Origin of the sequence: Massilia sp. YIM B02769 (genome assembly GCF_030411995.1) — a bacterium.
GTDB lineage: Bacteria > Pseudomonadota > Gammaproteobacteria > Burkholderiales > Burkholderiaceae_D > Telluria.
In genome coordinates this window covers 50,544-75,211 of the sequence record NZ_JASNRC010000019.1, presented here as the reverse complement: position 1 = coordinate 75,211, position 24,668 = coordinate 50,544, and the positions used below count along the sequence as shown (strand labels likewise).

Here is a 24,668-nt window from a genome sequence, read left to right as displayed (position 1 = left end):
CTAAGCTGGCGGCGCCACGCCTGTTTCGTCGCGGCAGCGCGGCAGGTAGATGCTGACCGTCGTGCCTGCGTCCGGCACGCTGGCCAGGCGGATGTGCCCGCCGCTCTGCTTGACGAAGCCGTGCGCCATCGACAGGCCGAGCCCGGTGCCCTTGCCCTCGGGCTTGGTGGTGAAGAAGGGTTCGAAGGCGCGCTCCATCACCTCCGGCGGCATGCCCTGGCCGGTGTCGGCCACCGCCACCAGCACGTAGTCGCCGGGAACGATGCCCGGATCGGCGGCCACGGCCTCAAGCCCGGCATTTTCCAGGCGGATCGTCACCTTGCCGCGCCCGTCCATGGCGTCGCGCGCATTGATCACCAGGTTCAGCAGCACGTTCTCGAGCTGGTTCGGATCGACCAGGGCCGGCCACAGGGCTTCGCCGTCGGCGCCGCTGCGGGCAATATCCACTGATTCGCCGGCGGCGCGGTGCAGCAGGCTGTCCATACGGTCGAGCAATTGATCGATGTGGACGACACTCGGATGCAGCGGCTGGCGCCGCGCAAAGGCCAGCAGCTGCGAGGCCAGCTTGGCGCCGCGCTCGACGGCGGCGAGGATGCCGTGCAGGCGTTTTTCGCCGCTGCCGTTCCCTGTGTCGCCCGCCTTCAGCATCAGCTGCACGTTGGCGCTGATGATGTGCAGGATGTTGTTGAAGTCGTGGGCCACGCCGCCGGTCAGCTTGCCCACCGCTTCCAGCTTTTGCGAACGCGCCAGCGCGGTGCGCGCTTCGTCCAGGCGCGCCTGGCGCAGGCGTTCGCGTTCCTCCGCCGCCTTGCGCGGACGCAAATCGCGCACGAAGGCGCTGGCGCCCTTGCCGACCTCGGCCGGCAGCAGCGCCACCACGATCTCCACCGGCAGGGTGGCGCCGTCACGCTGCCGGGCGCGCAGCTCGGCCGGCTGGCCCGGCACGATGGGCTCGCCGTCGCTGGCGCGGAACTGGGCAAAGCCCTCGGTGCCGGGCACCCGCGCCTCGGGCGGCAGCAGGAGCGCGCCGGCATCCTCGCCGATCGCTTCCTGCGCGCTCCAGCCGAACAGGGTGGCGGCCCGGGCATTCCAGTCGGTGATGCGGCCGCTGGCGTCGAGCGCGACAAAGGCGTCGTAGGCGTTCTGCAGGATCACATGCATGCGCGCCTGCTCGGCCTCGATGCGCTCGTAGGACTGGCGCAGCTCCAGCGTCATCGCGCGCGCGAGGTGCACCGCGCGGCGCCGCGCGCCGGCCAGCAGCCAGACCACCAGCGCCAGCAGGAAGGCCAGGCCGATGCCGGTGCCGGCGATCACGCGCGGCCGGTTGGTGTCGAGCCGGGCCTCGAAGGCGGCCGAGGACGCGATGGCCAGCGTCCAGCGCCGGCCCGAGATGTCGGCCTGCACCGTGTGCCGCAGCCGCGGCGCGCGCCAGGCGGTGGCGCCTTGCGAATCGAACAGCAGGGCGTCGGGCACGGCCTGGGCGCCGTCGTAGATCTGCACCTCGAGGTCGTCGGCATCGGCACCGCCGACCCCGCGCATCAGGTCGTTCATGCGGAAGGGCGCATACACCCAGGCGACGATGGCGGCGCGCCGTTCGTCCGGCGTCGCGGTCGGCATGCCCTCGCGGTAGACCGGCAGGTACATCAGCACGCCGGCTTGCGGATTGCTGCCTTCCTGCACCAGCACCACCTTGCCCGACAGCGCCGCCCGCCCGCTGTCGCGCGCGGCCGCCATCGCGCTGCGTCGCACCGGCTCGCTGTACATGTCGTAGCCGAAGGCGCGCAGGTTGCGGCCGGTAAACGGTTCGATGTGGGTGATCGAACTCAGCAGCGGCCGCGCACCCTCGGGATGCACGTGGTAGCCGGGAAAGCCCTGGGCCCGCACCGCCGCCTCGTGGGCAGCCAGTTGGGCGGGCGCCACGATGGCGGCGATGCCGAGCGCTTCGATGCCAGGGAAATGTTGCTGCAGGTTTTGCAGGCGGAAATAGTCGGCAAAGTCCTGGCGGTCGACCTCGGCGCTGCCGCGCATGAAGCCCTGGGCGCCGCGCAGTACCTGTTCGTAGACGGCCATGCGGCGCACGGTGGCGGTGGCCAGGTCGCGCGCGCGGTAGTCGAACTGGGCAGCGAGGTCGGCGGCGGTATCGCGCCGCGCGCCGCTCCAGGCCAGCCAGGTCACCAGCAGCGACAGCGCACACACCAGCCCGGCCAGCATCAGGGGGCCCCATCCCCGGCGCACCGTTGCGCGGGGGATGGGGCTGCTCTGGTCGGGTTCTGGACGCGGCATGGGTGGTTGCGGTGCGTCCGGCTGGACGAGTAAGTGAGGAAAAAGTGAGGGAAGCTTCCGGTGGCCCAAGCATACGCATGTCGCCCAAGCCGGGGCGCACGGAAGCAGGTGCCGCAGGGCAATTCTTTGAGGAGCGGATTTTACAGGAATCAATATTCTCGGTATAAAATCGGCCGCCGCATGCTTGCGCATGCCTGCTCCCACGCCGCCGAAGAGGACCCCCATGCATCCCGTTTTCCGCCGCTATTCGCCGCTCTGGGCGCTTGCCGCCTGCGTGCTGCTGGCGCTGCTGTGGGGCGCGCTGGCGCCGCTGCGCTACCCCAGCCACGAACGCCTGTTCGAGATTCCGCCGGATGCCCTCGGCGCGGGCAGGCAGCCGGCCGCGCGCCGCGTCGCCCTGCCGCGCGTGCTGACCCTGACGCTCGGCGTGCAGGACGTGCTGCTGCTGCGCAACCGCGACCGCGTCGGCCATGTATTCGGGCCGCTGCAGCTGCGCCCGGGCCAGGATTTCCGCCTGCCGTTCGAGCAGCCGGGCAACTATGTGTATGCCTGTCCGGCCGTTGCCGGCGGCGAATTGCTGGTGCGCGTGGTGCGCTCGCCGGACCCCGGCTGGGAGCGCCTGCGCTGGCGTGTCGCGGGCCTGGTCCAGTCGCTGCGCCACCTGCCCCTGGTCGCGCCGCAGGACTAGTTTCATCGGCGACATGCAGGCAGGGCGGAAGTCGGCAATCGTGCCGCCGTCCGGGGAGCGATTCTGTCATGATGGAGCATGGCCACGATTTCCCTTCCCCTGTTCCCGCTCAGCACGGTGCTGTTTCCGGACGGCGTGCTGCCGCTACAGGTGTTCGAGGCGCGCTACCTCGACATGGTCAGCCGCTGCCTGACCGAGGACACGCCCTTCGGTGTGGTGCTGCTCACCGGGGGACAGGAAGTGCGCCAGCGCGGCGGTCCGCCCGAGCGTTTCGTCGAGGGCGGCACCCTGGCCACGGTGTGCGACACCACCGCCACCTCGCCCGGCCTGTTGCAGGTAGTCTGCCGCGGCGGGGCACGCTTCGAAGTCAAATCGTCGCAACAACGATTGAACGGATTGTGGATGGCGGAGGTCGAACTCGTCGAGGGCGACCAGGCGGTGCATATTCCTGCCGAATTGCAAGGCGCGGCCGATGCGCTCGACCGGGTGCTGGGTTCATTGCACGACGTGCCCCAGGAACGCTGGCCGGTACAGCCGCCGTTCCGGCTCGACGATTGCGGCTGGGTCGCCAACCGCTGGTGCGAACTGCTGCCGCTGCCGAACGCACAGAAACACAATATGCTCATGCTCGACAATCCGGTGATCCGGCTCGAGCTCTTGCACGATGTGCTGGACGAACATGGCCTGATCACTTCCTAGCGCTGCGATGAAATTTTCTGACGAACTCTTACTTGCATTCGTCAACGGCGAGCTGGCCGAGCCGGAGCGCGCCGCCGTCGAGCGCGCCATCCGCGCCGACCCGGCGATCGCCGCGCGCGTGGCCCAGCACCGGGCCCGGCGCAGCCGCGTCTACGGCGTCGTCGCCGGCGGACGCGATAGCGGCGGCCACGCCCATCCCGCCGGCCACCACGGCGGCGCCAAGGTGGTCCAGCTCGACAGCATCCGCGCCGCCCGCCTGGGGCCGCTGGCCACGCCGCCGCCGGCGCCCGCCTGGACGCGCCGCCACTGGGGCGCGCTGCTTGCCGCGCTGGCGGTCGGCGCGCTGGCCGGCGGTGTCGGCTGGCATGCGCTGCAGGGCGACGCCGCGCTGGCCTCGCTGGGCGGCAGCAGCGGGGCGCTGGTGGCGCAAGGCAGCCTGGCCGAGGCCCTGAGCGCCCAGCTGGCCAGCCCCGGACCCTCGGGACGGGTGCGCATCGGCATCAGTTTCCTCGGCAAGGACGGGCGCTATTGCCGCAGCTTCGTGATGGACACCACCGCCGGCCTGGCTTGCCGCGACGGTTCGCAATGGAAAATGCCGGTGCTGGTGCAGGGCGCGGCGGGCGCGGCCTGGATGGATGGCACGGTGCTGCCGTCGGCGGTGCTGGAAGCCATCGACGCGCGCATCGATGGCACGCCGCTGAGTTCGGCTGCCGAGCGCACCGTGCAGGCGCGCGGCTGGCGCTGAAGCCCGGAGCTGAAACCCGGAGCGGCAATCGCCCGGGCGTCCGTGGTCAAGCCGTGATATCGAGGCGCGAGGCGCTGTCCTGCGGCGTGTAGGCCTGCTGCACTTCCTGCGCACGCGAACGTTCGGCCGGCGCCGGGCCTTGCGGTTCCTGTGCGCTCTTCTCGGCCTGCGCTGCCAGCTTCTTCTCGTAAGCGGCGCGTTCCTCGTCGCTGACCTTGCGGTCGCTGTTGGTATCCGCCTCGGCGATGTAGTCGCTCGATTCGCTGCTGCTGGAGGACGCACCGCCGGCGCCGCCTGCCGCCCCTGCGCCGCCTGCCGCCGCACCGGCCTGGGCGGTTGCCGTGGCATCGGCGGATCCGGTTTCCGTCGACGCTGATGCTGACGCAGCCGCGGTATCGTCGGCCGGTTCGATCTCGCCCTCGATCCCCGCGCCCGGCGGCGGACCGCTTGGCGGCGTGCCTTGCGCCACACCGTCCGGCGGCGGCGGCGCTTCGCCGTCGTCGGCCGGGCGCAGGCGCGCCGCGTCGGCCTGGGCGGCAAGCTGCTCGCCCAGGCGGTCCGTCGCGCTCGACAGGGCGCTGCGCGTCACGGCGGTGGACGCACTGTCGTCGTCGCCGGCCGCCGCCGCGGTGCTGGCTGTCGTCGTTGCGGCCGTGGCCTGGGCGCTTGCCGCCTGGGCCTGCTCGGTCTTGCGGCTTTCCGCGCGCGCCAGCAGCGATTGCGCAAGGGTCGAGCCGCCGATACTTGAAACCATGTTCCATCCTTTATAGAAGTTGTCTTGTCTCCATTTACGGCAGGCGCGGGCCGCAGCGCAGGGCAGGGAATGTAAAGCCGGGTAAAGCCGGACTTGCAAGATCGGCAAGCGCCGGCGGGCCTCCTGTACAGGATTCCATATACACCCACCTGGTTTTGAGGTAACCTTGAGGATGCTATTGAGTGTCTCTACGTGCGCGCCTGCCAATCGATTGCCGGCGCAGCGTGCCTACCGAGCCGGCCATGGGGCCGCGCACCAGTCGGCGGCAAGCCCGCCCATCCAGAGTTTTGCGCGTCGACATGCGTCCGGGGCGAGGCATCAAAGCGAAGCGGCCGTAGAGCGGAACGATTACATGCCTGGAAAGAATAATGTCTGAAACACCGATGAACAACGAGGCAGATGCCGTGGCCGCGCCGGCCGTGCGCTTTGCCGACTTCGGCCTGGCGCCCGAGATCCAGCGCGCCCTCGCCGACCAGGGCTACGTCCATCCGACCCCGATCCAGGCCCAGGCCATCCCGGTCGTGCTGCAGGGCCGCGACGTCATGGGCGCCGCCCAGACCGGCACCGGCAAGACCGCCGGCTTCTCGCTGCCGATCATCCAGCTGCTGCTGGCCCACGCCAACAGCAGCATGTCGCCGGCGCGCCACCCGGTGCGTGCACTGGTCCTGACCCCGACCCGCGAACTGGCGGTGCAGGTGGCCGACAACGTCAAGGCCTATGCCCAGCACACCCCGCTGCGCTCGACCGTGGTGTTCGGCGGCATGGACATGAAGCCGCAGACCGAAACCTTGCGCAAGGGTGTCGAGATCGTCATCGCCACCCCGGGCCGCCTGCTCGACCACGTCGAGCAGAAGAACATCAGCCTGGCGCAGGTGCAGATGCTGGTCATGGACGAAGCCGACCGCATGCTCGACATGGGCTTCCTGCCCGACCTGCAGCGCATCATCAACCTGCTGCCGAAGAAGCGCCAGAACCTGATGTTCTCGGCCACCTTCTCGCCCGAGATCAAGAAGCTGGCCAACAGCTTCCTCGACCAGCCGGTCTTGATCGAAGTGGCGCGCAGCAATGCGACTGCCGAAAAGGTCACGCAAGTCGTCTACAAGGTCGACGAAGAGCAGAAGCGCGACGTGGTCGAATTCCTGATCCGCCAGCGCGCGCTGAAGCAGGTGATCGTGTTCTCGAACACCAAGATCGGCGCCTCGCGCCTGTCGCGCCACCTCGAGCAGTGCGGCATCAAGGCCTCGGCCATCCACGGGGATAAAACCCAGCAGGAACGCATGGCGGCGCTGGAAGCCTTTAAAAAGGGCGAGATCGAGGTGCTGGTGGCGACCGACGTTGCCGCGCGCGGCCTCGATATTTCCGACCTGCCTTGCGTGATCAACTTCGACCTGCCGTACAACGCCGAAGACTACGTGCACCGCATCGGCCGTACCGGCCGCGCCGGCGCCTCGGGCGATGCGATCTCTGTGTACTCGGACAAGGACGAGCGCCTGCTGGCCGACATCGAGAAACTGATCAAGCAAACCGTCCAGCGTGGCGAGCTGAGCAACTTCACGCCGCGCGCACGCAGCCGCGACCGTGACGGCGAACGCGCCGAACGTGGCGAGCGCCGTCCGCGCGCCGGTGCGCCGGAGTCGGGACGTGGCGAATCGGGGCGCGGCGAATCGGGCCGTGGCGAACGCGGCGAGCGTCCGGCGCGCAGCTACGGCGCCGGCCCGGTTCCGCGCCGCGAGAAAATCGATCCGTGGTTCCTCAAGCCCTACGAGCCGTCGAATGCGCCGCGCCGCGAGGCGACCCAGGCCGCCGCGGGCACGCCGGCCAAGCCGAAGCAGAAGCTGGCCGCCTTGCTCGGCGGCTTGCCGAAACCGCAGGCGTAAATGCAGGAAGGCGGGCGGCCCCGGCTGCCCCACCTTCAGGCGGCGGACGCTGGGCCGCCGCCGCGCTTACCTTTTTCATCCTTCCTCATGCCGCTCGTGCATGATCCTCAGCAGGTAATCCCCATAGCCGCTGCGCGCCAGCGGCTCCGCCAGGCGCGCCAGCTGGGCGGTATCGATGTACCCCATGCGCCAGGCAATCTCCTCGGGGCAGGAAACCTTCAGGCCCTGGCGTTTCTGGATTGCCGCGATGAACTGGCCGGCGTCGAGCAGCGAATCGTGGGTGCCGGTATCGAGCCAGGCGGTGCCGCGTCCGAGTACTTCCACCTGCAGCTTGCCCTGTTCCAGGTAGTGGCGGTTGATGTCGGTGATCTCGAGCTCGCCACGTTGCGAAGGCCGCAGGCCGGCGGCGATCTCGCACACCTGGTTGTCGTAGAAATACAGCCCGGTGACGGCATAGTGCGACTTCGGCCGCAGCGGCTTTTCTTCCACGCTCACCGCGCGCCGCGCCGCGTCGAACTCGACCACGCCATAGCGTTCCGGATCGTTGACGTGGTAGGCGAACACGGTGGCGCCGCTGTCGCTGGCGGCGGCCGCTTGCAGCCGCGACCCGAGGTCGCTGCCATAGTAGATGTTGTCGCCCAGGATCAGCGTCGATGGCGCATCGCCGAGGAAATCGCGCCCCAGGACGAAGGCCTGGGCCAGCCCGTCGGGCGCGGGCTGGACGAGATAGCTGAGCGCGAGTCCCCACTGGCTGCCGTCGCCCAGCAGCGCCTGGAAGCGCGGCAAGTCCTCGGGCGTGGAGATGATCAGGATCTCGCGCAGGCCCGCCAGCATCAGCGTGCACAGCGGGTAATAGATCATCGGCTTGTCGTAGACCGGCAGCAGCTGCTTCGACACCGTCGTCGTGACCGGATACAGGCGCGTGCCCGCGCCGCCCGCCAGGATGATGCCCTTGCGCCTCGACGCCGTCTTCATGCGCGCCTTTCGCGGCCGGCCTGCAGCGCGGCCATCCAGCTGGCATGTTCCAGGTACCAGGCGACGGTCTTGCGGATGCCGCTGGCAAAGGACTCGGCCGGCGTCCAACCGAGCTCGCGTTCGATCTTGCCGGCGTCGATGGCGTAGCGGCGGTCGTGGCCCGGGCGGTCGGCCACGTGCGCGATCTGGCCGGCATACTGGCCGCCTGCCTGCGGCGCCAGCTCATCGAGGATGGCGCAGACGGTGCGCACCACCTCGAGGTTCGCCAGCTCGTTGCGCCCGCCGATGTTATAGGTCTCGCCCGGACGGCCGGCCTCCAGCACGCGCCGCAGCGCCGCGCAGTGGTCGCCGACATACAGCCAGTCGCGCACTTGCTGGCCGTCGCCGTACACGGGCAGGGGCTGGCCGGCGCGCGCCCGGGCGATCATCAGCGGAATCAGTTTTTCGGGGAATTGGTAGGGCCCGTAGTTGTTCGAGCAGTTGGTGGTCAGCACCGGCAAGCCATAGGTGTGGCCGTAGGCGCGCACCAGGTGGTCCGACGCGGCCTTCGAGGCGGCGTAGGGATTGTTCGGCGCGTAGGGCGTGGACTCGGTAAAGGCGGCCGCGCCCGGCGCCAGGCTGCCGTAGACCTCGTCGGTCGAGACGTGCAGGAAGCGGAAATCGCGGCGCGCCGCAGCGTCCAGCGCCTGCCACCAGGCGCGCACCGTCTCGAGTAGCGTGAAGCTGCCGTTGACGTTGGTGGCGATGAATGGCGCCGGTCCGGCGATGGCGCGGTCGACGTGGGTCTCGGCGGCGAAGTGGAGCAGGGCGCGCGGCTGGTGGCGCGCCAGCAGGCCGGCCACCAGGTCGGCATCGCCGATGTCGCCGTGCACGAACAGGTGGCGCGGATTGCCGGCCAGCGCGGCCAGGTTGTCCAGGTTGCCGGCGTAAGTGAGCTTGTCGAGGTTCACGACCGGCTCGTCGCTGCGGGCCAGCCAGTCGAGAACGAAATTGGAGCCGATGAAGCCTGCTCCGCCTGTCACTAGAATCATGCGAATGTGTCCTGGTAGCGCCGCAAGCGGCGGCTCGGTGGCAGGCGGCGCAAGGGCGTGCGGCGCCTGGCCCGTAGGCGCCGGTATTGTACGCTGCGCCGGCGGGGATCCGCTTCAGCCGTCCGGGCGCGCCGGCAGGATCGCGCGCACCCGCGACAGCAGGTCTTCCTGGCGGTAGGGCTTGGTGAGGATGTCGAGCGACTGCGCGCGCGAGGCCGCCGGCAGCTCGTCCATGTAGCCGGTGGTGATCAGGATCGGCGTGCCGGGCCGGCGCGCGCGCACCTGGTCGGCCAGCTGCAGGCCGTTCATTCCGCCCGGCATCAGCACGTCGGTGAACACCAGGTCGATTCCCTGGTCTTCTTCCAGCAAGGTCAGGGCTTCTTCGCCGCTCGGCGCCGAGACCACGGCATAGCCGGCCGAATCGAGCATGCTCTCGGCCAGTTCGCGCACATCCTCGTTGTCCTCGACTACCAGGATACGCGGCTTGTCGGCCTCGCGTTCCTGGTCCTGGTCCGCCGTTTCGTGGTCAGCGGCGGGCGCGTCGGCGGCCGTGTCGGCAACCGGGAAGACCATGCGCACCGTCGTGCCCTTGCCCGGCGTGCTGTCGAGCTCGAGGCGGCCGCGCGACTGCTGCACGAAGCCGTGCACCATTGCCAGGCCGAGGCCGGTGCCCGGCCCCTTGGTCGTGAAGAAGGGCTCGGTAGCGCGCTGCATCACTTCCGGCGTCATGCCTTCGCCTTCGTCGGCGACGCAGATCACGACCCCGCCGCCGTGCGCCAGCGAGGTGCCGACCTTGACCAGGCCGCCGTCCGCCATGGCGTCACGCGCATTGATCACGACGTTCAGCAACGCCATTTCCAGGTGCGTGGGGTCGAGCGTGCAGTAGGGCAGGCCGGGCTTCAGGTCCAGGTGCAGCTCGACCTTGTCGCCGAGCGTGCGTACCAGCATTTCCGAGAACTCGACCAGCAGGGAATTCAGGTTGATGCGGCGCGGTTCCAGGCGCTGCTTGCGCGCAAAGGTGAGCAGTTGCTGGGTCAGCTTGCCGGCCTTCATGGCGGCGCGCTGGGCGCGGCGGATCGGATCGGCGGCCTTGCCGTTGGCGCTGTTCGTGTGGTTGTTGGCGCCGAGGGCCAGCAGCGACAGTTCCAGGTTGCCGTTGATAACTTGCAGCAGGTTGTTGAAGTCGTGGGCCATGCCGGCCGTGAGCTGGCCGATGGCTTCCATCTTTTGCGCCTGCATCGACGACTGCTGGGTGGCGTGGCGCTCCGACACGTCCATCTGTGAAGCGAAGAAGTAGAGCAGCCGGCCTTCGTGGTCGAAGATCGGTCCCAGGTAGAGCGCATTCCAGAACGGCGTGCCGTCGGCCTTGTAGTTCAGGATGTCGAGCGCCACGGCGCGCTCGTCGGCGATCGCGTTGCGGACTTCGGTGACGGTGGCCGGATCGGTCTGCGGGCCCTGCAGGAAACGGCAGTTGCGGCCGATAACGTCGTGCTCTTCGTAGAGGGTGAGGTCGAGGAAGGCGCGGTTGATGAAGACGATCGGGTTGTCCGGCTGGCGCGGATCGGTCACGACCATCGGCATGCGCGTCATTTCGACGGCGGCGAAGAAGATGTTGCCGCGGTCTTCGAGGCCGCTCTTGTCGATGTAGCTGGCCTGCCAGTGGCGCTTGCCGGGGTTGCCCAGCGGGTTGAACACCGAACCCTCGAGTTCGCCGTCCGCAGGCACGCCCACGCTCTGGCCGCCGCCCTGCGTGTCGAGGTCCTTGCTGTCGTCGTCTTCGCGGTCTGATCCGGTTGCCATGGGTGCGCCTGTCGTATTTTGCTTCACCCCTGCCGGTAAGGGAACGGAAGCGTGGTCAGGATCATCATAGGGCAGTGTACCTGGGCAGACTGTGCGCGGTTTCACGCAAGCGCAGGTATGCGGGCAACAGGCGACAGGGAGGCGGAGCCGGAAAAAAATGACGCTTTTAGTACTGTAGACTAAAATGTTATCTTTTTGGCCGCTTTGGGTGGAATGCCCAGGTCATTTGTTCCACTGCCTGAGAAAAATGGGTGCTGACTTGCAGATTGTGATTCCAATGTCCGGCTTCGGCGAACGTTTTCGCCGTGCCGGCTATGCTGTTCCCAAGCCATTGATCGAGATCGACGGCAAACCCATCATCGCCCACGTGATCGACATGTTCCCGGGCGAGCATGATTTTATTTTCATTTGTAACCAGGATCATTTGTCGAATCCGGAATACCGGATGGCGGACATTCTTGCGCAATATTGCCCGACCGGTCGTGTGGTCGGCATCGCACCGCACAAGCTCGGCCCCATTCATGCCGTGCGCCAGGTCGAGCACCTGATCGATCCTGCGCGCCCGGTGGTCGTCAATTACTGCGATTTTACCTGCTACTGGGACTGGAACCATTTCAAGGCATTCGTTGCCGCCACTCACTGCGATGGCGCACTGCCGGCATACAAGGGATTCCACCCGCATACCCTGGGCAGCACGAATTATGCGTACATGCGCGAAACCGGCGGCTGGGTCGAGGATATCCAGGAAAAGCAGCCCTATACGAATAACCGGATGGAGGAATATGCCTCCAGCGGCACCTATTACTTCGCCTCGGGCGCCTTGATGAGCGACATGTTCCGTAAGACCATGGAGCAGAATATCCAGGTGGGCGGCGAATATTATGTCAGCCTGGCTTACAAGCCGCTGCTGGCCGAAGGCAAGTCGGTCGCCGTGTACCCGCTCGAGCATTTCATGCAATGGGGAACACCGGACGACGTGGCCGAATACAATGGCTGGTCCTCGGCCTTCCGCCGCCTGGCCGAGCCGGCCGCGCCTGCCGGGCCTGCCGCCGGCGCGCTGGTGGTGCCGATGGCCGGCCTGGGCCAGCGCTTCGCCAACGAAGGCTATACCGTCACCAAGCCCCTGATCCCCGTGTCCGGCCGTTCGATGGTCGCGCAGGCCACGCATGACCTGCCGCCCGCGCAACAGCACGTGTTCGTGCTGCGCGCCGACATGCCGGGCTTCGAGACCGTCAGCGACGAATTGCGCCAGCTGTATCCGGATGCCATCGTCGACACCATTCCGGCCGTGACCGAAGGGCAGGCGTGCACCGCCCTGATCGGCCTGGCGTCGCTGGAGCGTGCGCTGGACGGCGCCGAGGCGGGCCCGGTCACCTTCGGCGCCTGCGACAACGGCCAGCTGTACGACCTGGCCGCTTTCCGCCTGCTGAGCGAGCGTCCCGACGTCGACCTGATCGTCTGGGGCGCGCGCGGCCTGGCGAACGCCGTGCGCCATCCGCAGATGTTCGGCTGGATCGACGCGACGGACGGCCGCATCGAGCGCATCTCGGTCAAGCAGCCGCTGGCAAACCCGGCAACCGACCCGATCGTGATCGGCATCTTCACCTTCCGCCGCGGCGCCGATGCGCGCAAGGTCATCGAGCGCCTGATCGCCCGCAATGGCCGCGTGAACGGCGAGTTCTACCTGGATTCCTGCGTCAACGACGCGATCGAGCTGGGCATGAATTGCCAGCTGTTCGAAGTCGACAACCTGCTGTCCTGGGGCACGCCGAACGACCTGCGCACCTTCGAGTACTGGCAGTCCTGCTTCCACAAGTGGAACAGCCATCCCTACCGCCTCGAGCGCGATGGCCGTATTCCGGCGCAGGCCCTGCCGGAACTGGAAGCACGCTACCAGGCCATGGTGCCAGCCCTGCCTGGCGCGCGCGCATGATACGCCGCGAGCTCAAGGTTTTCCTGATAGTCGGCTCGCTTACCGTTCTCATCGACTTCCTGTCCTACCGCGCGCTCCTGTGGAGCGCGCTGGTGCCGGTCGGTGGGGCCAAGGCGGCGGGCTTCCTGATCGGGACGGCCTTCGCCTATTTCGCGAACCGCGCCTGGACTTTCGGCAGCCGCCCGCATCGCCCCGGCAGTGCCTGGCGCTTCGCCTTGCTGTACGCCGTCACTCTGGGCGCGAACGTGGCCGTGAACGGCGCCGTGCTGCGCATGGCCGGCGGCTTCGATCATGCCGTCCAGCTGGCCTTCCTGGCCGCAACCGGCGTGTCGACCTGTCTCAACTTCCTGGGCATGAAGCTGTTCGTGTTCCGGGCTCACACCCAACCGGAGGCATCGTGAGATTTTCGCTGGTCATCCCTTGTTATAACGAGGCGGCCAACCTGCCGCTGCTGCTCGAACGCTGCAAGGGCGTCGCCGGTGCCGACACCGAAGTCATCCTGGTCGACAACGGTTCCACCGACGACAGCCCGCAGGTGCTGGCACGGCTGCTGCCCGCCTATCCGGGTTGCCGCAGCGTGCGCGTGGAGCAGAACCAGGGCTACGGCTTCGGCATCCTGAGCGGCCTGCGCGCCGCGCGCGGCGAGATCCTCGGCTGGACTCACGCCGACATGCAGACCGACCCCCAGGACGCCCTGCGAGGGCTGGAACTGTTCGCAAGCCATGGCGCGCGCTCCTTCGTCAAGGGGCGCCGCTATGGGCGGCCGCTATCGGACGTCGTCTTCACCCTGGGCATGAGCGTGTTCGAGACCGTTTTGCTGGGCAAGCCGTTCTGGGATATCAATGCCCAGCCAACCATGTTCACGCGCGAATTCTTCGCCACTTGGTCGAACCCACCGCACGATTTTTCGCTCGATCTCTACGCCTACTACGAAGCACGCCGCCAGGGGCTGGCCGTGCATCGCTTCCCCGTGCATTTCGGCGACCGCGCCCACGGCGTGTCGCACTGGAACGTGAACTGGGCGGCCAAGCGCAAGTTCATCAAGCGTACCGTTGATTTCAGCCTGCAATTGAGAAGGAACGTAAAGCAATGAAACTGATTTCCCACCGGCGCAACCTGCGCTCGGAGCTGGCGGCGACCCCGACGCAGTACGGCGTCGAAGTCGACATCCGCAGTTGCGGCGAAAAGCTCATCATCCACCACGATGCGTTCGCTGCCGGCGAATCCTTCGATGACTGGATTGCCGGCTACCGCCACGGTACGCTCATCCTGAACGTCAAGGAAGAGGGGCTCGAAGCACGCCTGATCGCCCTGATGAAACAGCACGGCATCGCCGACTGGTTCTTCCTCGACCAGTCCTTCCCCTTCCTGGTGAAGTGGTCGAAGGCGGGCGAGCACCGCTGCGCGGTGCGGGTCTCGGAATTCGAGTCGATCGATACCGCGCTGACCCTGGCCGGCAAGGTCGACTGGGTCTGGGTCGACTGCTTCACGCACTTCCCGCTGAGCGGTACCGACGCCGCGCGCCTGCAGTCCGCCGGCTTCAAACTGTGCCTGGTATCGCCGGAATTGCAGGGACGCCCGGCCGATAGCGAGATTCCGCAACTGATCGCCCTGCTTGCCGAACGCGGCATCGTGGCCGACGCGGTCTGCACCAAGCGGCCCGACCTGTGGGAGCACGTGGCATCAGCATGAAAAAGACTGTCCTGAATCCGCTTTTCCTGCTTGGCCTGGCCATCCGCATCCTGCTGGTATGGGCCGTGCTGCCGGCCCCGGTCAGCAATTGGTATGTGCCTTTCCTCGATGCCAGCACTTCGCAGCTGAGCCTCGATCCCTGGGGCGTATGGCTGGCCGGAGGCGGTACGCCTGCGGCCTTTCCCTACGGCTATGTGATGTGGCTGGTCTTCCTGCCATTCACACTCGTCTGCAAACTGCTTGGCATGCCGTTGGCCTTTGGCTATGGCGCCACCCTGATCGCGGCCGATTTTGGCCTGATGCTGCTTCTGCAACGCCTGCTGAATGCTTCCGAGCGCCTGCTGCTGGCGATCTACTGGCTGTCGCCGATCGTCATCGTGGCCAGCTATGTCTTCGGCTTCAACGACCTGGTGCCGGTGTTGCTGCTGACCCTATCGCTGTATTTCGTGCGCCGCGCGCGCCTGAGCTGGGCGGGAGCAACGGCCGTGGCTGCCATCTCGGCCAAGCTGAGCATGGTGATCGCGTTGCCGTTCTTCCTGATCTACCTGCTGCATAACCGCGCCCTGCGCCAGCACCTGCGTTTCTTCGCCAAGGGCCTGGCGGCCGGCGCGGTGCTGGTGCTCCTGCCTTTCCTGTTCTCGGGGGCAGGCGTCGCCATGCTGTTCACGAATCCGGAAATGGGCAAGGTCTACCGGCTCGCCTTCAACCTCGACGGCGGTTCGCTGATCTACCTGGTGCCTTTCGTCTACCTGCTGATGCTGTACGCGGCCTGGCGCATCCGCCGCCTGAACTTCGAGCTGTTCACGGCGATGATGGGTATCGCCTTCCTGCTCGTGGTCCTGCTGACGCCGGCGTCGCCGGGCTGGTTCATCTGGGTGCTGCCGCTGCTGGTGGCTTACCAGGCCTCGACCGACCGCATCGGCATCGTGCTGACCACCGGCTTCTCCGTGCTGTATGTGTTCAGCAGCCTGCTGCTGAACCATGGCGTGCTGCCCCAGGTCGATGGCTGGAACGGCGGCGCCGACGCATTGCCCGGCCTGCTGCTGGTGAGCTCGCTGGTGCATACGGCCATGGTCGCCACCGGCGTGGTACTGGCAGTGCGCATCTGGCGCGAGACGGTCAGCCACAATGACTACTTCCGCCTCAGCCGCAAACCCTTCGTGATCGGCGTGGCCGGGGATTCGGGCGCGGGCAAGGACACGTTCTCGGATGCGATCAAGGGCCTCTTCGGCGGCCATTCGGTAACGACTCTGTCGGGTGACGACTACCACCTGTGGGACCGCCAGAAGCCGATGTGGCAGGTGATGACCCACCTGAACCCGATGGCGAACGACCTCGAAGGCTTTGCCAATGACCTGGTGACCCTGACCGACGGCAAGCCGATCAATGCACGCCACTACAACCACACAACGGGGCGCATGAGCCGTCCGTTCGTCACGCACAGCAATGACTTCATTATTGCCAGCGGCCTGCATGCGCTCTACCTGCCGATCTTGCGCCAGTGCTACAACCTGAGCGTGTACCTCGACATCGACGAGAGCCTGCGCCGCCATTTCAAGATCGAGCGCGACGTCAACAAGCGAGGCCATACGCTGGAAAAAGTACTGACCTCGTTCGAGCGGCGCGAGCCGGATTCGGCGCGCTTCATCCGCCCCCAGGCCAGCCACGCCGACCTGGTGTTGTCGCTGCAGCCGATCCATCCGCGCATGCTCGACACGATGAAGGGCAAGTCCGAGCTGCGCTTCAAGCTGGTGGTGCGTTCGCGCCACGGCCTGAACGAATTGTCGCTGACGCGTGTGCTGGTCGGCATCTGCGGCCTGCACGTCGACATGCAGGTCAGCGCCGACGGCTACGAGGTGGAACTGGCGATCGAAGGCGAAACCAGCGCCCAGGACATCGAGATGGCGGCGCGCATGATTTCGCCGCGCATCTTCGAGTTCCTCGACTTGCAGCCGGAATGGAAAGACGGCGTCATGGGGTTGATGCAGCTCGTCACCTTGTCCCACATTAATCAAGCCCTTACAAAACGATTCATATGGTAAAAGTTTATTCGCCCGAACGCTTCGACCGTCTGCCCGACGCCATCCTGTTCGACACCGACAACACGCTGTATCCCTACAATCCGGCCCATGCCGCCGCCTACGCGGCGGTGCGCGACAAGGTGGTGGCGCGCTTCTCGATCAAGCCCGAGCAGTTCGACACCGCCTTCAAGGAAGCGCGCGACCAGGTCAAGACGCGCCTGAAGCACACCGCGTCCTCGCACAGCCGCCTGCTCTACCTGCAGCGCATGCTCGAGATCATGGGCCTCGGCTCGCAGGTGCTGCTGGCGCTCGATTTCGAGCAGACCTACTGGCGTACCTTCCTCAGCAACGCGATCCTGTTCGACGAGGTCAAGGAACTGCTCGACGACCTGCGCCTGCTGGGCATCCCGACCGCGATCGTCACCGATCTGACCGCGCAGATCCAGTTCCGCAAGGTGGTGTATTTCGGGCTGGACCATTATTTCGACTTCATCGTCACCAGCGAGGAAGCCGGCTACGACAAGCCGCATGCGGCGCCATTCGAGATCGCGCTGGAAAAGATGCGTCCGAAAGGCGACTGCATCTGGATGATCGGCGATAATCCGGTCAACGATATCCGTGGCGGCCGCGAGACCATCAATGCCGTCACGCTGCAGAAAGTCCATGAAGGCACGCCACTCGGCACCGGGGAGAATGCGCCCCATGCGAGCTTCGGCGAATTCGGCGAACTGCGCAGCCTGATCGCGCGCCTGGGAGGAACGACGTGAACGGAGACCAAACCATGCGCGACGCCGTCGTCGCTTTCTGCGCCGCGGCCGGCAAGGAACCGCTGCTGGTACAGGGCGCGGGCGGCAACGTCTCGTGGAAGGACGGCGATACCCTATGGATCAAGGCATCCGGCACCTGGCTGGCCGACGCCGCCGAGAAGGATATCTTCGTGCCGGTCGAACTGGCGCAGCTGCGCGCGGCCGTGGCCGCGGGACAGTTCGACGTCAAGCCGGTGGTGCGCGGCGAATCGGCACTGCGTCCGTCGATCGAAACCCTGCTGCACGCCTTGATGCCGCAACCGGTGGTCGTCCACTTGCACGCGGTCGAGGTCCTGGCACACCTGGTCGACGCCGACTTCGTGGCCGGATTCGAGCAGGCCTTGCCGGCCTCGATTTCCTGGGTCGCGGTGCCTTACCGTAAGCCCGGCGCCGACCTGGCGCGCGCGGTGAGCGAAGCGCTTACCGGCAGCGGCGCGAGCGTGGTGTTCCTGCAGAACCACGGGGTGGTCATCGGCGCCGACTCTCCCGCCGCCGTCACGGCCATGCTTGACGAGCTGGTCGCCGCCCTGCGCACGCAACCGGCCCCGGGCGCTACGGCAGCCGTTCCCGCCGCGCCGATCGAGGCGGGAGGAACGGTCTACGAGCCGGTGCCCGATGCCGGCGTCCAGCGCCTGGCCACCGACCCCGTGCTGTTCGAGCGCCTGTCTTCGCAGTGGGCGCTGTATCCGGATCACGTCGTCTTCCTGGGGGCCTTTCCCTACCTGGCCGACAGCCCGGCCGCACTCGAAGCGGCGCTGGCACAGGAGCAGGCGCTCCCCGAACTGGTCTTCGTGCGCGGCGCCGGCGTCTTCGCGCGCCCCGGCTTCAGCACGGCCAAGCAGGTCCAGCTGCGCTGCTACTTCGACGTACTGGTGCGCCAGACCGGTCACGGACGGGTCCTGGCCCTGGGTACGGCCGAGATCGGCGAGTTGCTCGACTGGGATGCCGAGCGGTATCGCATGAGCCTCTCGAAACAATAATACGTAGGAAAGCCATGAAAATCTGGGAGAAGTGGCGAGCCAGCCTGGCGGTTGGATTCGTTTTCCTGAGCGTGACCCTCGTCCTGTTCAGTTTTTATAACGCGCGTACGCTCAAAGGCAACATCGACAACCATATCCTGCCGAGCGAGATGTTCGGCATGCCCGAGGACATGCGGGCGCACGGCCTGACGCCGCTCTACGGGCCGAAGGAAAGCGGCTGGGATGGCCAGTTCTACTTCTACATGTCGAACGACATCCTGGGAGTCAAGGATACGGCGAAGCACATCGATGCGCCGTCCTACCGCTACCAGCGCATCGGCCTGTCGCTGTATGCCGCGATCGTGGCAAAGGTGACCGGCCGCGACTGGGTATCGCCCACGACCTTCTTCGTCAGCTACCTGGCCCTGGTCTTCGCTGCCACCCTGGCCGGCGCGCGTCTGCTGCAGCGCTACGGCGCGCATCCGGCATGGATGCTGCTGTGGTCGTTCAGCGTCGGCACCCAGCTGACATTGTTCAACGCGCTGCCTGATGCGGCCGCCGATGCCTTCCTGATCCTGGCCCTGTTCCTCGTGTTTACCAACCGGGTAGGGTGGTCCTTCATTCCGTTCGCCTTCGCCGCGCTGTCGCGCGAAGTGTATGCGCTGTTCCCGTCCGCCATCCTCGGCTTCGTCATCCTGTCGTCGCTGAAGGGCCCCGGCGTGGCCCGGCGTTTGTCGGAACAGCTGATCGGCAAGCGCTATGTCCTGCTGCTGATCCCGGGCATCGTGGCCGTCGCCTGGAACGTGTATGTCACCAGGCATTTTGGCGCCAGCCCGTCGTCGCAGGCCCACGGCATCCTCGGCCTGCCCCTGGCGGCCTGGGCCCAGAGCATGAACGTGGCGCTGCACCCGGCGAGCGACGGTGGCCGGCTGCGCCTGGGCAGCTTCGAGTTTTTCAGCCTGGCGTTCTTCCTGCTGGTGCTGGTCGCAGCCTTGCGTACCGCCGCAAACACCATCCGCTTGCCGCAAGGTCCGCTGCGGCCCGTCGTCCATGGCGTGGCCGCCTCGCTCGCCCTGTTCGCGCTGCTGTACGCCTGTTTCGGACCGACCGTCACCGGCCACTTCAGCGGCTATTTCAAGGCCGTCGCTGTGTTCTTCTTCCTGATTCCGCTGCTGGTTGCTCTGACCGGCACCGGCGGGACGCTGAAGCGGCTGCTGTACGGCCTGCTCGTGCTGGCCTTGCTGCATACGTCGTCGGGCAACCTCGGCCAGCGCGTATTTGCTTCGCCAGGCAACATCGACAAGTTCACCCGCATGTCAGCGCTCACCGAAACCCGCCGTTTCGAATGCTTCGGCACGTATGAGGCGGACGTCAAGGTCAACCGCATCACCCTGATCAAGACGACCCCGTGGGGCGCCCTGTTCGGTGGCGGCGACCAGATCGTCGTGAATGTCGCGCTCACGAATACCGGCCAGCATCCCTTCGTGTCCTCGACCGGTTTCGGCAGCGTGTTCATGAGCTACCACTGGAACGATGCCAAGGGAGCGACCGTGGTCGACGGTATCCGTTCGGCCTTGCCCAGGGCGGTCGAGCCTGGCCATACGGTCGACGTCGACGTCGTGACGCCGGTACCGCCGCGCGCCGGGCTGACGCTCAGGCTGAGCCCTGTCCAGGAAGGCTGCGCCTGGTTCTACCAGGCGAATCCGAAGGTCGGAGCGGGCCTGCCGCTGGCGATCGAACGCTGATCCTTTCCACTCCGGCCGCGGCGTCCTGCAAGCCGCTGCGGTCCCATGCCTGCGACCATGTCCGATACCCATTCCATGAACTTGCACCAGGCCGGTGATGTCCCGGCCTGGTGGCGGCGCCTCAGTCCTTTCGTGTCCGGCGTGCCCTTGCCGATTTTCCTGGTCTGGGCTGCGTACAGCGCCTATGTGTTCCTCCATGCGGACGCCCTGGTGCACGACGAGATCGACTTCATAGTGCTGGCTCGGGGCGTTCCGCTCGGGGACGTGGTCGGCGCTGCACCGCCGGCCCTGTACGGCTCGCTGTTCTGGATCGGGCTGAAACTGGCGGGTTCGGCTTACGTCGCTCGTGTCGTCATGCTGGGGATGTTCGTCATGACGCCTTGGCTGCTCATGCGAACCATTCCCGGCGCGCGCATGTGCACCGCGGTGTTCCTGGTCTGGATTTCGATGCCGATTGCCTGGTGGGGAGGAAAGCTCATCGCGCCAGAAATCCCGATCATGTTCGTGGTGGCGCTGGCGCTGTATCTGTTCGACCGCGGCCGCCTGGTCGGTACAGCAATCGCCCTGGCCGCTGCCGTGGCATTGAAGATCAGCGCATTGCCTGCTGTTATTTTTTTCGCGGTGGCGTATCTGCTGAGGCAGGACCAGGACTGGCGGCAAAAGCTGCGCCAGGCGCCGCGCCTGGCGGCGGTGTTCCTGGTGGCGCTGTTTGCGTTATGCCCGCCGATCTGGATCATCATTACCGAGCTGGGTAAGCAACCTTCGCATCTGGGGACAGGATCCTTGCTGGCGCAGGCCGAGGTCTCACTGCTGGCATATCGATGGGAGTGGGATGCGATCTTTTCCGGCGGCGTCCTGCGCTTCAGCCTGATGCCGGTGCCGCTCGCCTTGATCGCCCTCGGTACCCTCGTACGGGACTGGCGCATGTTCGTCGGTGCTGCCGTCACTGGCTCCGTCTTCATGCTAATGAGTATCAACAGCGCCAGTGCCTATGGCTGGTACTGGATCGCTTATTTTCCGATCCTGGCCTATGCATTCTCGCGCCGGTGCGACGCGATGTCGAACGGCGTGGTGCCGTGGTACGGGCTCCTGTACCTGGCTGCGCTATGGAACGGCATGCAGCAGTTGCCTTCGATCGTCGACCAGGCCTACCAGCGCTTCGAGCACATCCGTATCCTCGGCAAGCGCGATGATATCCTTGCCTGCGTCAACCAGAACCTCGACGAACTCAAGCCCACATCGGTCTATAACCTTGCGGAATTCGGCTTGACCCTGCAGCGCGATGTGCCCGTGTATGTCACGCCTGGCCCCGAAGCCGACCAGGCCGACGTACGCCTGGTCGGCACGCGCATGCTCGTTGGCAGGCGCATGGCATCCGGTCCCTGGCCGGAACCCGGCTACCTGCACGCGACCTGCGATGGCGTGCTCATCTTCACGAGGCGCAAGACGACGGCTGCGTCGCCCTGATACGGCGCGCCACCGGCGCTTGTCAAGACGTGAGTTGCTGGCTGGTCGACGGCGCGCCCACGGTCCGATACCACTTCCCGTCGGCCACGCTGCCCATCAGTTCGCGGGCGCTGTCCGCCCAGCTCAGCCATGGCATCGCCTCGGAGAGCGGAGCGGCGCCGGCAGCGAACAGGCGTAGCCATTCTTCCACCGCAGTAGCCAGCGCGGCGCCGGTAGTGCCCTCGAAATAGAAGGCATGTTCCTTGCTCACTTCGCGGAACACCGGGATGTCGCGTGCAATGATCGGCAGCTTGTGCTGGGCCGCTTCGATAAGCGGCAGGCCGAAGCCTTCGCCGATCGAGGCTGCCAGCAAGCCGGATGCCGATTCGTAGAGCCTGGTGAGCATTTCGTCGGAGGCGCCGGCCAGCCAGAACAGGCGCCCGTTCAGTTCGCGATGGCTGTTCAGCTTCTTGATGAGTGGTTCGACCAGCCAGCCTGGCTTGCCGACGATGACCAGGTTGACTTCCACGTTACGCGACCACAGCAGCTCGAAGGCCGCCAGCGCCTGCTCGTGTCCCTTGCGCGGCTCGACGGTGCCCACCATCAGGATGGTTGGGCGCTGCGCGATGGCGGCAAAGACCTGGTCCGCGTTCGGCGGGAGACCCGTGGATGGCACACTGGCGGAGATATCGGCGCCGAGATGGAAGTAGCCCAGCTGAAGCGGGGAGCGGCGCGGCGCCGCATGTGCACCGATCCAGTCGGCCAGTTCGTCCGCGACCGCCTGCGAAATACAGACGAGGCCGTCGGAAATACGGGTGATGGTCTCGATATATTCGCGGAAGTTCGCTTCCGTTCCATATGGAAAAGCATTCGGCAGCAGCAAAGGCAGGATATCGTAGACGACGAACAGCACCTGCACCCCACGATTGCGCATATCGGTCAGCAGGGTTTCATTCTGCGAAGTGCAATCGGCTACCAGGTCGAGTCCGAGGAAGATATCGCCCGCGTGGTACTCGATCGGCGCGTCCTCCAGCCCCGGATTCGCTTCGCCGATCAGGCCCAGGGTGAAGTTGCGCGCATAGCGATAGCGCCGGTTGCCGCCGTCGCCATAGACCGGCTCGATACGATAGCCTGGGGGCGGAGAGCCGATCAGTGCCAGCAGGATACTGCGGACGACCCGCTGGATACCAGTCTTCAGGTCGAACTGTGCGACTGCCGAAATATCGATGAACAGTTGCGGCGGCAGCCGCGCAGGCTGGTTTGCCGCGATCGACTTGGCCGCATTGACCAGCTCGTAGTGGCGGGGATCGCTCGGTGCGCCGATGCGCTGCATCCCACGCAGCAAGGCGCGATAGTGCGCTTCCGGGCTGTTGCGGGTGAACGCCTCGATTGCCGTGACATACTGGGTGCCGACCCGCGCCGGTGCATGGTGCTCGTGTACATGGGCCTTGCCGCGCCGTGCAAGTTCGCTGCGCATCGCAGCGTCGTCGTGCAGGCGCGTCATGGCCGCGACGAGGTCCGCTTGGGCGAACTGGTCGGGGAGTAGGCAGACGACATCGTCGGGCAGGCTGGCATTGGCCCCGTTCGCATTCACGATGGTGGCCACGCCATGCAACAGGCAGTCGAGTACCGAAGCCGAGGTCTCACCGCGGGTCTGCCCCCGCAGCTGGACCGCGAGGTCGGCTGCTTGCAGGTAGCTGTGGTAGGTCTGGGCGCTGACGAATCCGGTGACGCTGACGAAGTCGGCCAGGCCGCTCGCCTCGATCTGTGCATGCAGGGCAATGCCGAATTCGGAGGGGTCGTCTGCGCCGACATAAACCAGATGGCAGCGCTGGGACGACGTGCGCGGCATGGCCAGGAAAGCAGACAGCAGCTTGTCATTGAGTTTGGAACTGCCGAGCATACCGAAGCTGCAGATGACGAAATCCGTCTCGCCGAAACCGAGCTTGTCGCGTGCGGCTTCCCGGCTGACGGCGTTGCTGGCCGCTTCGCCGCGCATCAGCGGCAGGACGCGCCAGCGCATGCTGTCATTGATACCGTACCAGGTCTCGGCCAGTTCGATCGAAAACCGGGAATGCACGATGATGCCGGTCGCCGCGTCGAGCACGGCCTTGTTGGCGGGGTATTTCCAGATGGCCGCATTCCGCCCCTGGACCGCCTTTTCGGCGATGGCGCTATAGCCATGCGAATAGAACAGGGCATTGCTGAATGCGTGCTCGACGCCGTTATGCAACTCCATGTTGTCGATGACATTACTCAGGAAAAAGTCATGCAAGACGACAATGCCTGGATGGCGCTCGAGCATACCGAACATGAACTGGTGCACGTCGGAATTTCCGAAATGATAGAGGATCCGCTCGAAGCGATGCGCATGCCCGTCGAACCAGCTCGTCGTGTGGACGGGGAACTGGGCGCTCAGTTCGGGTTCGAATTCGAGCGTGTCGGGCACGATGAGATGCACGTCGTAATAGCTGGCCAGCTCGGCAACGAGTTCGGCGCTGTAATCGGCGATGCCGGATTGCTGAGGCGGCAGCGGCGACACATAGGCCAGGGACGGCCGCCCTTCAGGCTGTGCGGGCGTCTCGCGCCGGCGCCAGCACTGTTCGAGTGCATCGAGTATCTGGATTGCAGCCTGGTCCTGCGTCGCAGCGATTTCGACTACCCGCTCTGGATCGACGCCGCTGTCGCGCAATGCGCTGCCGATCTGCGCCGAGCCGGCAAAGACCAGTGCGGCATGTTGCAGGCTGGCTTGCTGGCGCGCGTATGAATCCATGCGCGCCGGTGTCGAGCCGTGTACCGGCGCAAGGGTGGCCGGATCGCATACGCTAACCGCACTCAAGAACGCGCCGCCGGAAGGGGAGACCGCGCCCACGGTATCGATGGCATGGTCGAACAGGGCCGGCGCGAACACGGCGTCGGCGCCCAGGCTTGCGAAGAAGTTATGCCTGATCAGTTCAATCGTACTTTGCACCCTGTTTGTGCCATCCGGGCTGGGCGTATCGTAAACCACCACCTGCCGGGCGGGCAACAGATCGCGAAAAGCATTGCGCAGCATCTCTATGCGAGCCGGGAACTGGTTGCTGAATGCGAGATAGATCGTGTGACCGCCTGCATGGCGCAGCATGTATTGCACTAGCGCTAGCGTATCGCGGGCAAGGACCGTATCGGCGTTCTGGCAAGACTGGAGATCGATGGCGATGCGCATGAAGTCGGG

Annotated in this window: 19 protein-coding genes; 13 read left to right on the top strand and 6 right to left on the bottom strand. The window is 66.2% G+C overall.

Going from position 1 to position 24,668, the window contains the following annotated elements; genetic code table 11:
* Positions 1 to 2,283 carry a CHASE domain-containing protein gene (locus QPK31_RS24440; protein WP_290425498.1) on the bottom strand — a complete coding sequence of 761 codons (2,283 nt, stop codon included), beginning with the start codon at positions 2,281 to 2,283 and terminating at the stop codon, positions 1 to 3.
* Between the two features lie 223 nt (positions 2,284 to 2,506).
* Here QPK31_RS24440 and QPK31_RS24435 point away from each other — a divergent pair, with 223 nt between their 5' ends.
* From QPK31_RS24435 to QPK31_RS24425, 3 genes are all read left to right on the top strand, one after another.
* Positions 2,507 to 2,971: a hypothetical protein gene (locus QPK31_RS24435; RefSeq protein WP_290425497.1), complete on the top strand. Its 465-nt coding sequence runs from the start codon at positions 2,507 to 2,509 to the stop codon at positions 2,969 to 2,971.
* Positions 2,972 to 3,049: 78 nt separating this feature from the next.
* Positions 3,050 to 3,670: an LON peptidase substrate-binding domain-containing protein gene (locus QPK31_RS24430; protein WP_290425496.1), complete on the top strand. Its 621-nt coding sequence runs from the start codon at positions 3,050 to 3,052 to the stop codon at positions 3,668 to 3,670.
* Between the two features lie 7 nt (positions 3,671 to 3,677).
* A complete protein-coding gene (locus QPK31_RS24425) occupies positions 3,678 to 4,415 on the top strand; it encodes an anti-sigma factor (protein ID WP_290425495.1) in 738 nt (245 codons plus the stop codon).
* Between the two features lie 46 nt (positions 4,416 to 4,461).
* Here the strand turns inward: QPK31_RS24425 and QPK31_RS24420 are convergent, their stop codons facing one another.
* Positions 4,462 to 5,169, bottom strand: a complete 708-nt coding sequence (locus QPK31_RS24420) for a hypothetical protein (RefSeq protein WP_290425494.1) — start codon at positions 5,167 to 5,169, stop codon at positions 4,462 to 4,464.
* A gap of 368 nt (positions 5,170 to 5,537) precedes the next feature.
* Here QPK31_RS24420 and QPK31_RS24415 point away from each other — a divergent pair, with 368 nt between their 5' ends.
* Positions 5,538 to 7,046: a DEAD/DEAH box helicase gene (locus QPK31_RS24415; RefSeq protein ID WP_290425493.1), complete on the top strand. Its 1,509-nt coding sequence runs from the start codon at positions 5,538 to 5,540 to the stop codon at positions 7,044 to 7,046.
* A gap of 75 nt (positions 7,047 to 7,121) precedes the next feature.
* Here the strand turns inward: QPK31_RS24415 and rfbA are convergent, their stop codons facing one another.
* From rfbA to QPK31_RS24400, 3 genes are all read right to left on the bottom strand, one after another.
* On the bottom strand, positions 7,122 to 8,021 hold the full coding sequence (gene rfbA, locus QPK31_RS24410) for a glucose-1-phosphate thymidylyltransferase RfbA (RefSeq protein WP_290425492.1): 900 nt from the start codon (positions 8,019 to 8,021) through the stop codon (positions 7,122 to 7,124).
* Positions 8,018 to 9,052, bottom strand: coding sequence for a dTDP-glucose 4,6-dehydratase (gene rfbB / locus QPK31_RS24405; RefSeq protein ID WP_290425491.1), 1,035 nt, complete (start codon positions 9,050 to 9,052; stop codon positions 8,018 to 8,020). Before rfbB ends, rfbA begins: the two co-directional genes overlap by 4 nt.
* 114 nt (positions 9,053 to 9,166) lie before the next feature.
* A complete protein-coding gene (locus tag QPK31_RS24400; RefSeq protein ID WP_290425490.1) occupies positions 9,167 to 10,852 on the bottom strand; it encodes a response regulator in 1,686 nt (561 codons plus the stop codon).
* A gap of 247 nt (positions 10,853 to 11,099) precedes the next feature.
* Between QPK31_RS24400 and QPK31_RS24395 the strand changes: the two genes are divergently transcribed.
* From QPK31_RS24395 to QPK31_RS24355, 9 genes are read left to right on the top strand one after another with little or no spacing between them, the layout of a single operon-like run.
* Positions 11,100 to 12,785 (top strand): NTP transferase domain-containing protein, encoded by a 1,686-nt coding sequence (locus tag QPK31_RS24395; RefSeq protein ID WP_290425489.1) that lies wholly within the window; start codon positions 11,100 to 11,102, stop codon positions 12,783 to 12,785.
* Positions 12,782 to 13,186 (top strand): GtrA family protein, encoded by a 405-nt coding sequence (locus tag QPK31_RS24390; protein ID WP_290425488.1) that lies wholly within the window; start codon positions 12,782 to 12,784, stop codon positions 13,184 to 13,186. The genes QPK31_RS24395 and QPK31_RS24390 overlap by 4 nt, the downstream gene beginning before the upstream one ends.
* On the top strand, positions 13,183 to 13,878 hold the full coding sequence (locus QPK31_RS24385) for a glycosyltransferase family 2 protein (RefSeq protein ID WP_290425487.1): 696 nt from the start codon (positions 13,183 to 13,185) through the stop codon (positions 13,876 to 13,878). The genes QPK31_RS24390 and QPK31_RS24385 overlap by 4 nt, the downstream gene beginning before the upstream one ends.
* Entirely contained in the window at positions 13,875 to 14,477 is a 603-nt protein-coding gene (locus QPK31_RS24380) for a phosphatidylinositol-specific phospholipase C/glycerophosphodiester phosphodiesterase family protein (RefSeq protein WP_290425486.1), read from the top strand. The genes QPK31_RS24385 and QPK31_RS24380 overlap by 4 nt, the downstream gene beginning before the upstream one ends.
* On the top strand, positions 14,474 to 16,519 hold the full coding sequence (locus tag QPK31_RS24375; protein ID WP_290425485.1) for a uridine kinase: 2,046 nt from the start codon (positions 14,474 to 14,476) through the stop codon (positions 16,517 to 16,519). The genes QPK31_RS24380 and QPK31_RS24375 overlap by 4 nt, the downstream gene beginning before the upstream one ends.
* Positions 16,513 to 17,265, top strand: coding sequence for an HAD family hydrolase (locus QPK31_RS24370; protein WP_290425484.1), 753 nt, complete (start codon positions 16,513 to 16,515; stop codon positions 17,263 to 17,265). The genes QPK31_RS24375 and QPK31_RS24370 overlap by 7 nt, the downstream gene beginning before the upstream one ends.
* Positions 17,262 to 18,284 (top strand): class II aldolase/adducin family protein, encoded by a 1,023-nt coding sequence (locus tag QPK31_RS24365; protein WP_290425483.1) that lies wholly within the window; start codon positions 17,262 to 17,264, stop codon positions 18,282 to 18,284. Before QPK31_RS24370 ends, QPK31_RS24365 begins: the two co-directional genes overlap by 4 nt.
* Positions 18,285 to 18,298: 14 nt before the next feature.
* Positions 18,299 to 20,008 (top strand): hypothetical protein, encoded by a 1,710-nt coding sequence (locus tag QPK31_RS24360; RefSeq protein ID WP_290425482.1) that lies wholly within the window; start codon positions 18,299 to 18,301, stop codon positions 20,006 to 20,008.
* Positions 20,009 to 20,065: 57 nt separating this feature from the next.
* Positions 20,066 to 21,475 carry a hypothetical protein gene (locus QPK31_RS24355; RefSeq protein ID WP_290425481.1) on the top strand — a complete coding sequence of 470 codons (1,410 nt, stop codon included), beginning with the start codon at positions 20,066 to 20,068 and terminating at the stop codon, positions 21,473 to 21,475.
* Between the two features lie 22 nt (positions 21,476 to 21,497).
* Here the strand turns inward: QPK31_RS24355 and QPK31_RS24350 are convergent, their stop codons facing one another.
* Positions 21,498 to 24,659 carry a glycosyltransferase gene (locus QPK31_RS24350; RefSeq protein ID WP_290425480.1) on the bottom strand — a complete coding sequence of 1,054 codons (3,162 nt, stop codon included), beginning with the start codon at positions 24,657 to 24,659 and terminating at the stop codon, positions 21,498 to 21,500.
* Between the last annotated feature and the right edge of the window lie 9 nt (positions 24,660 to 24,668).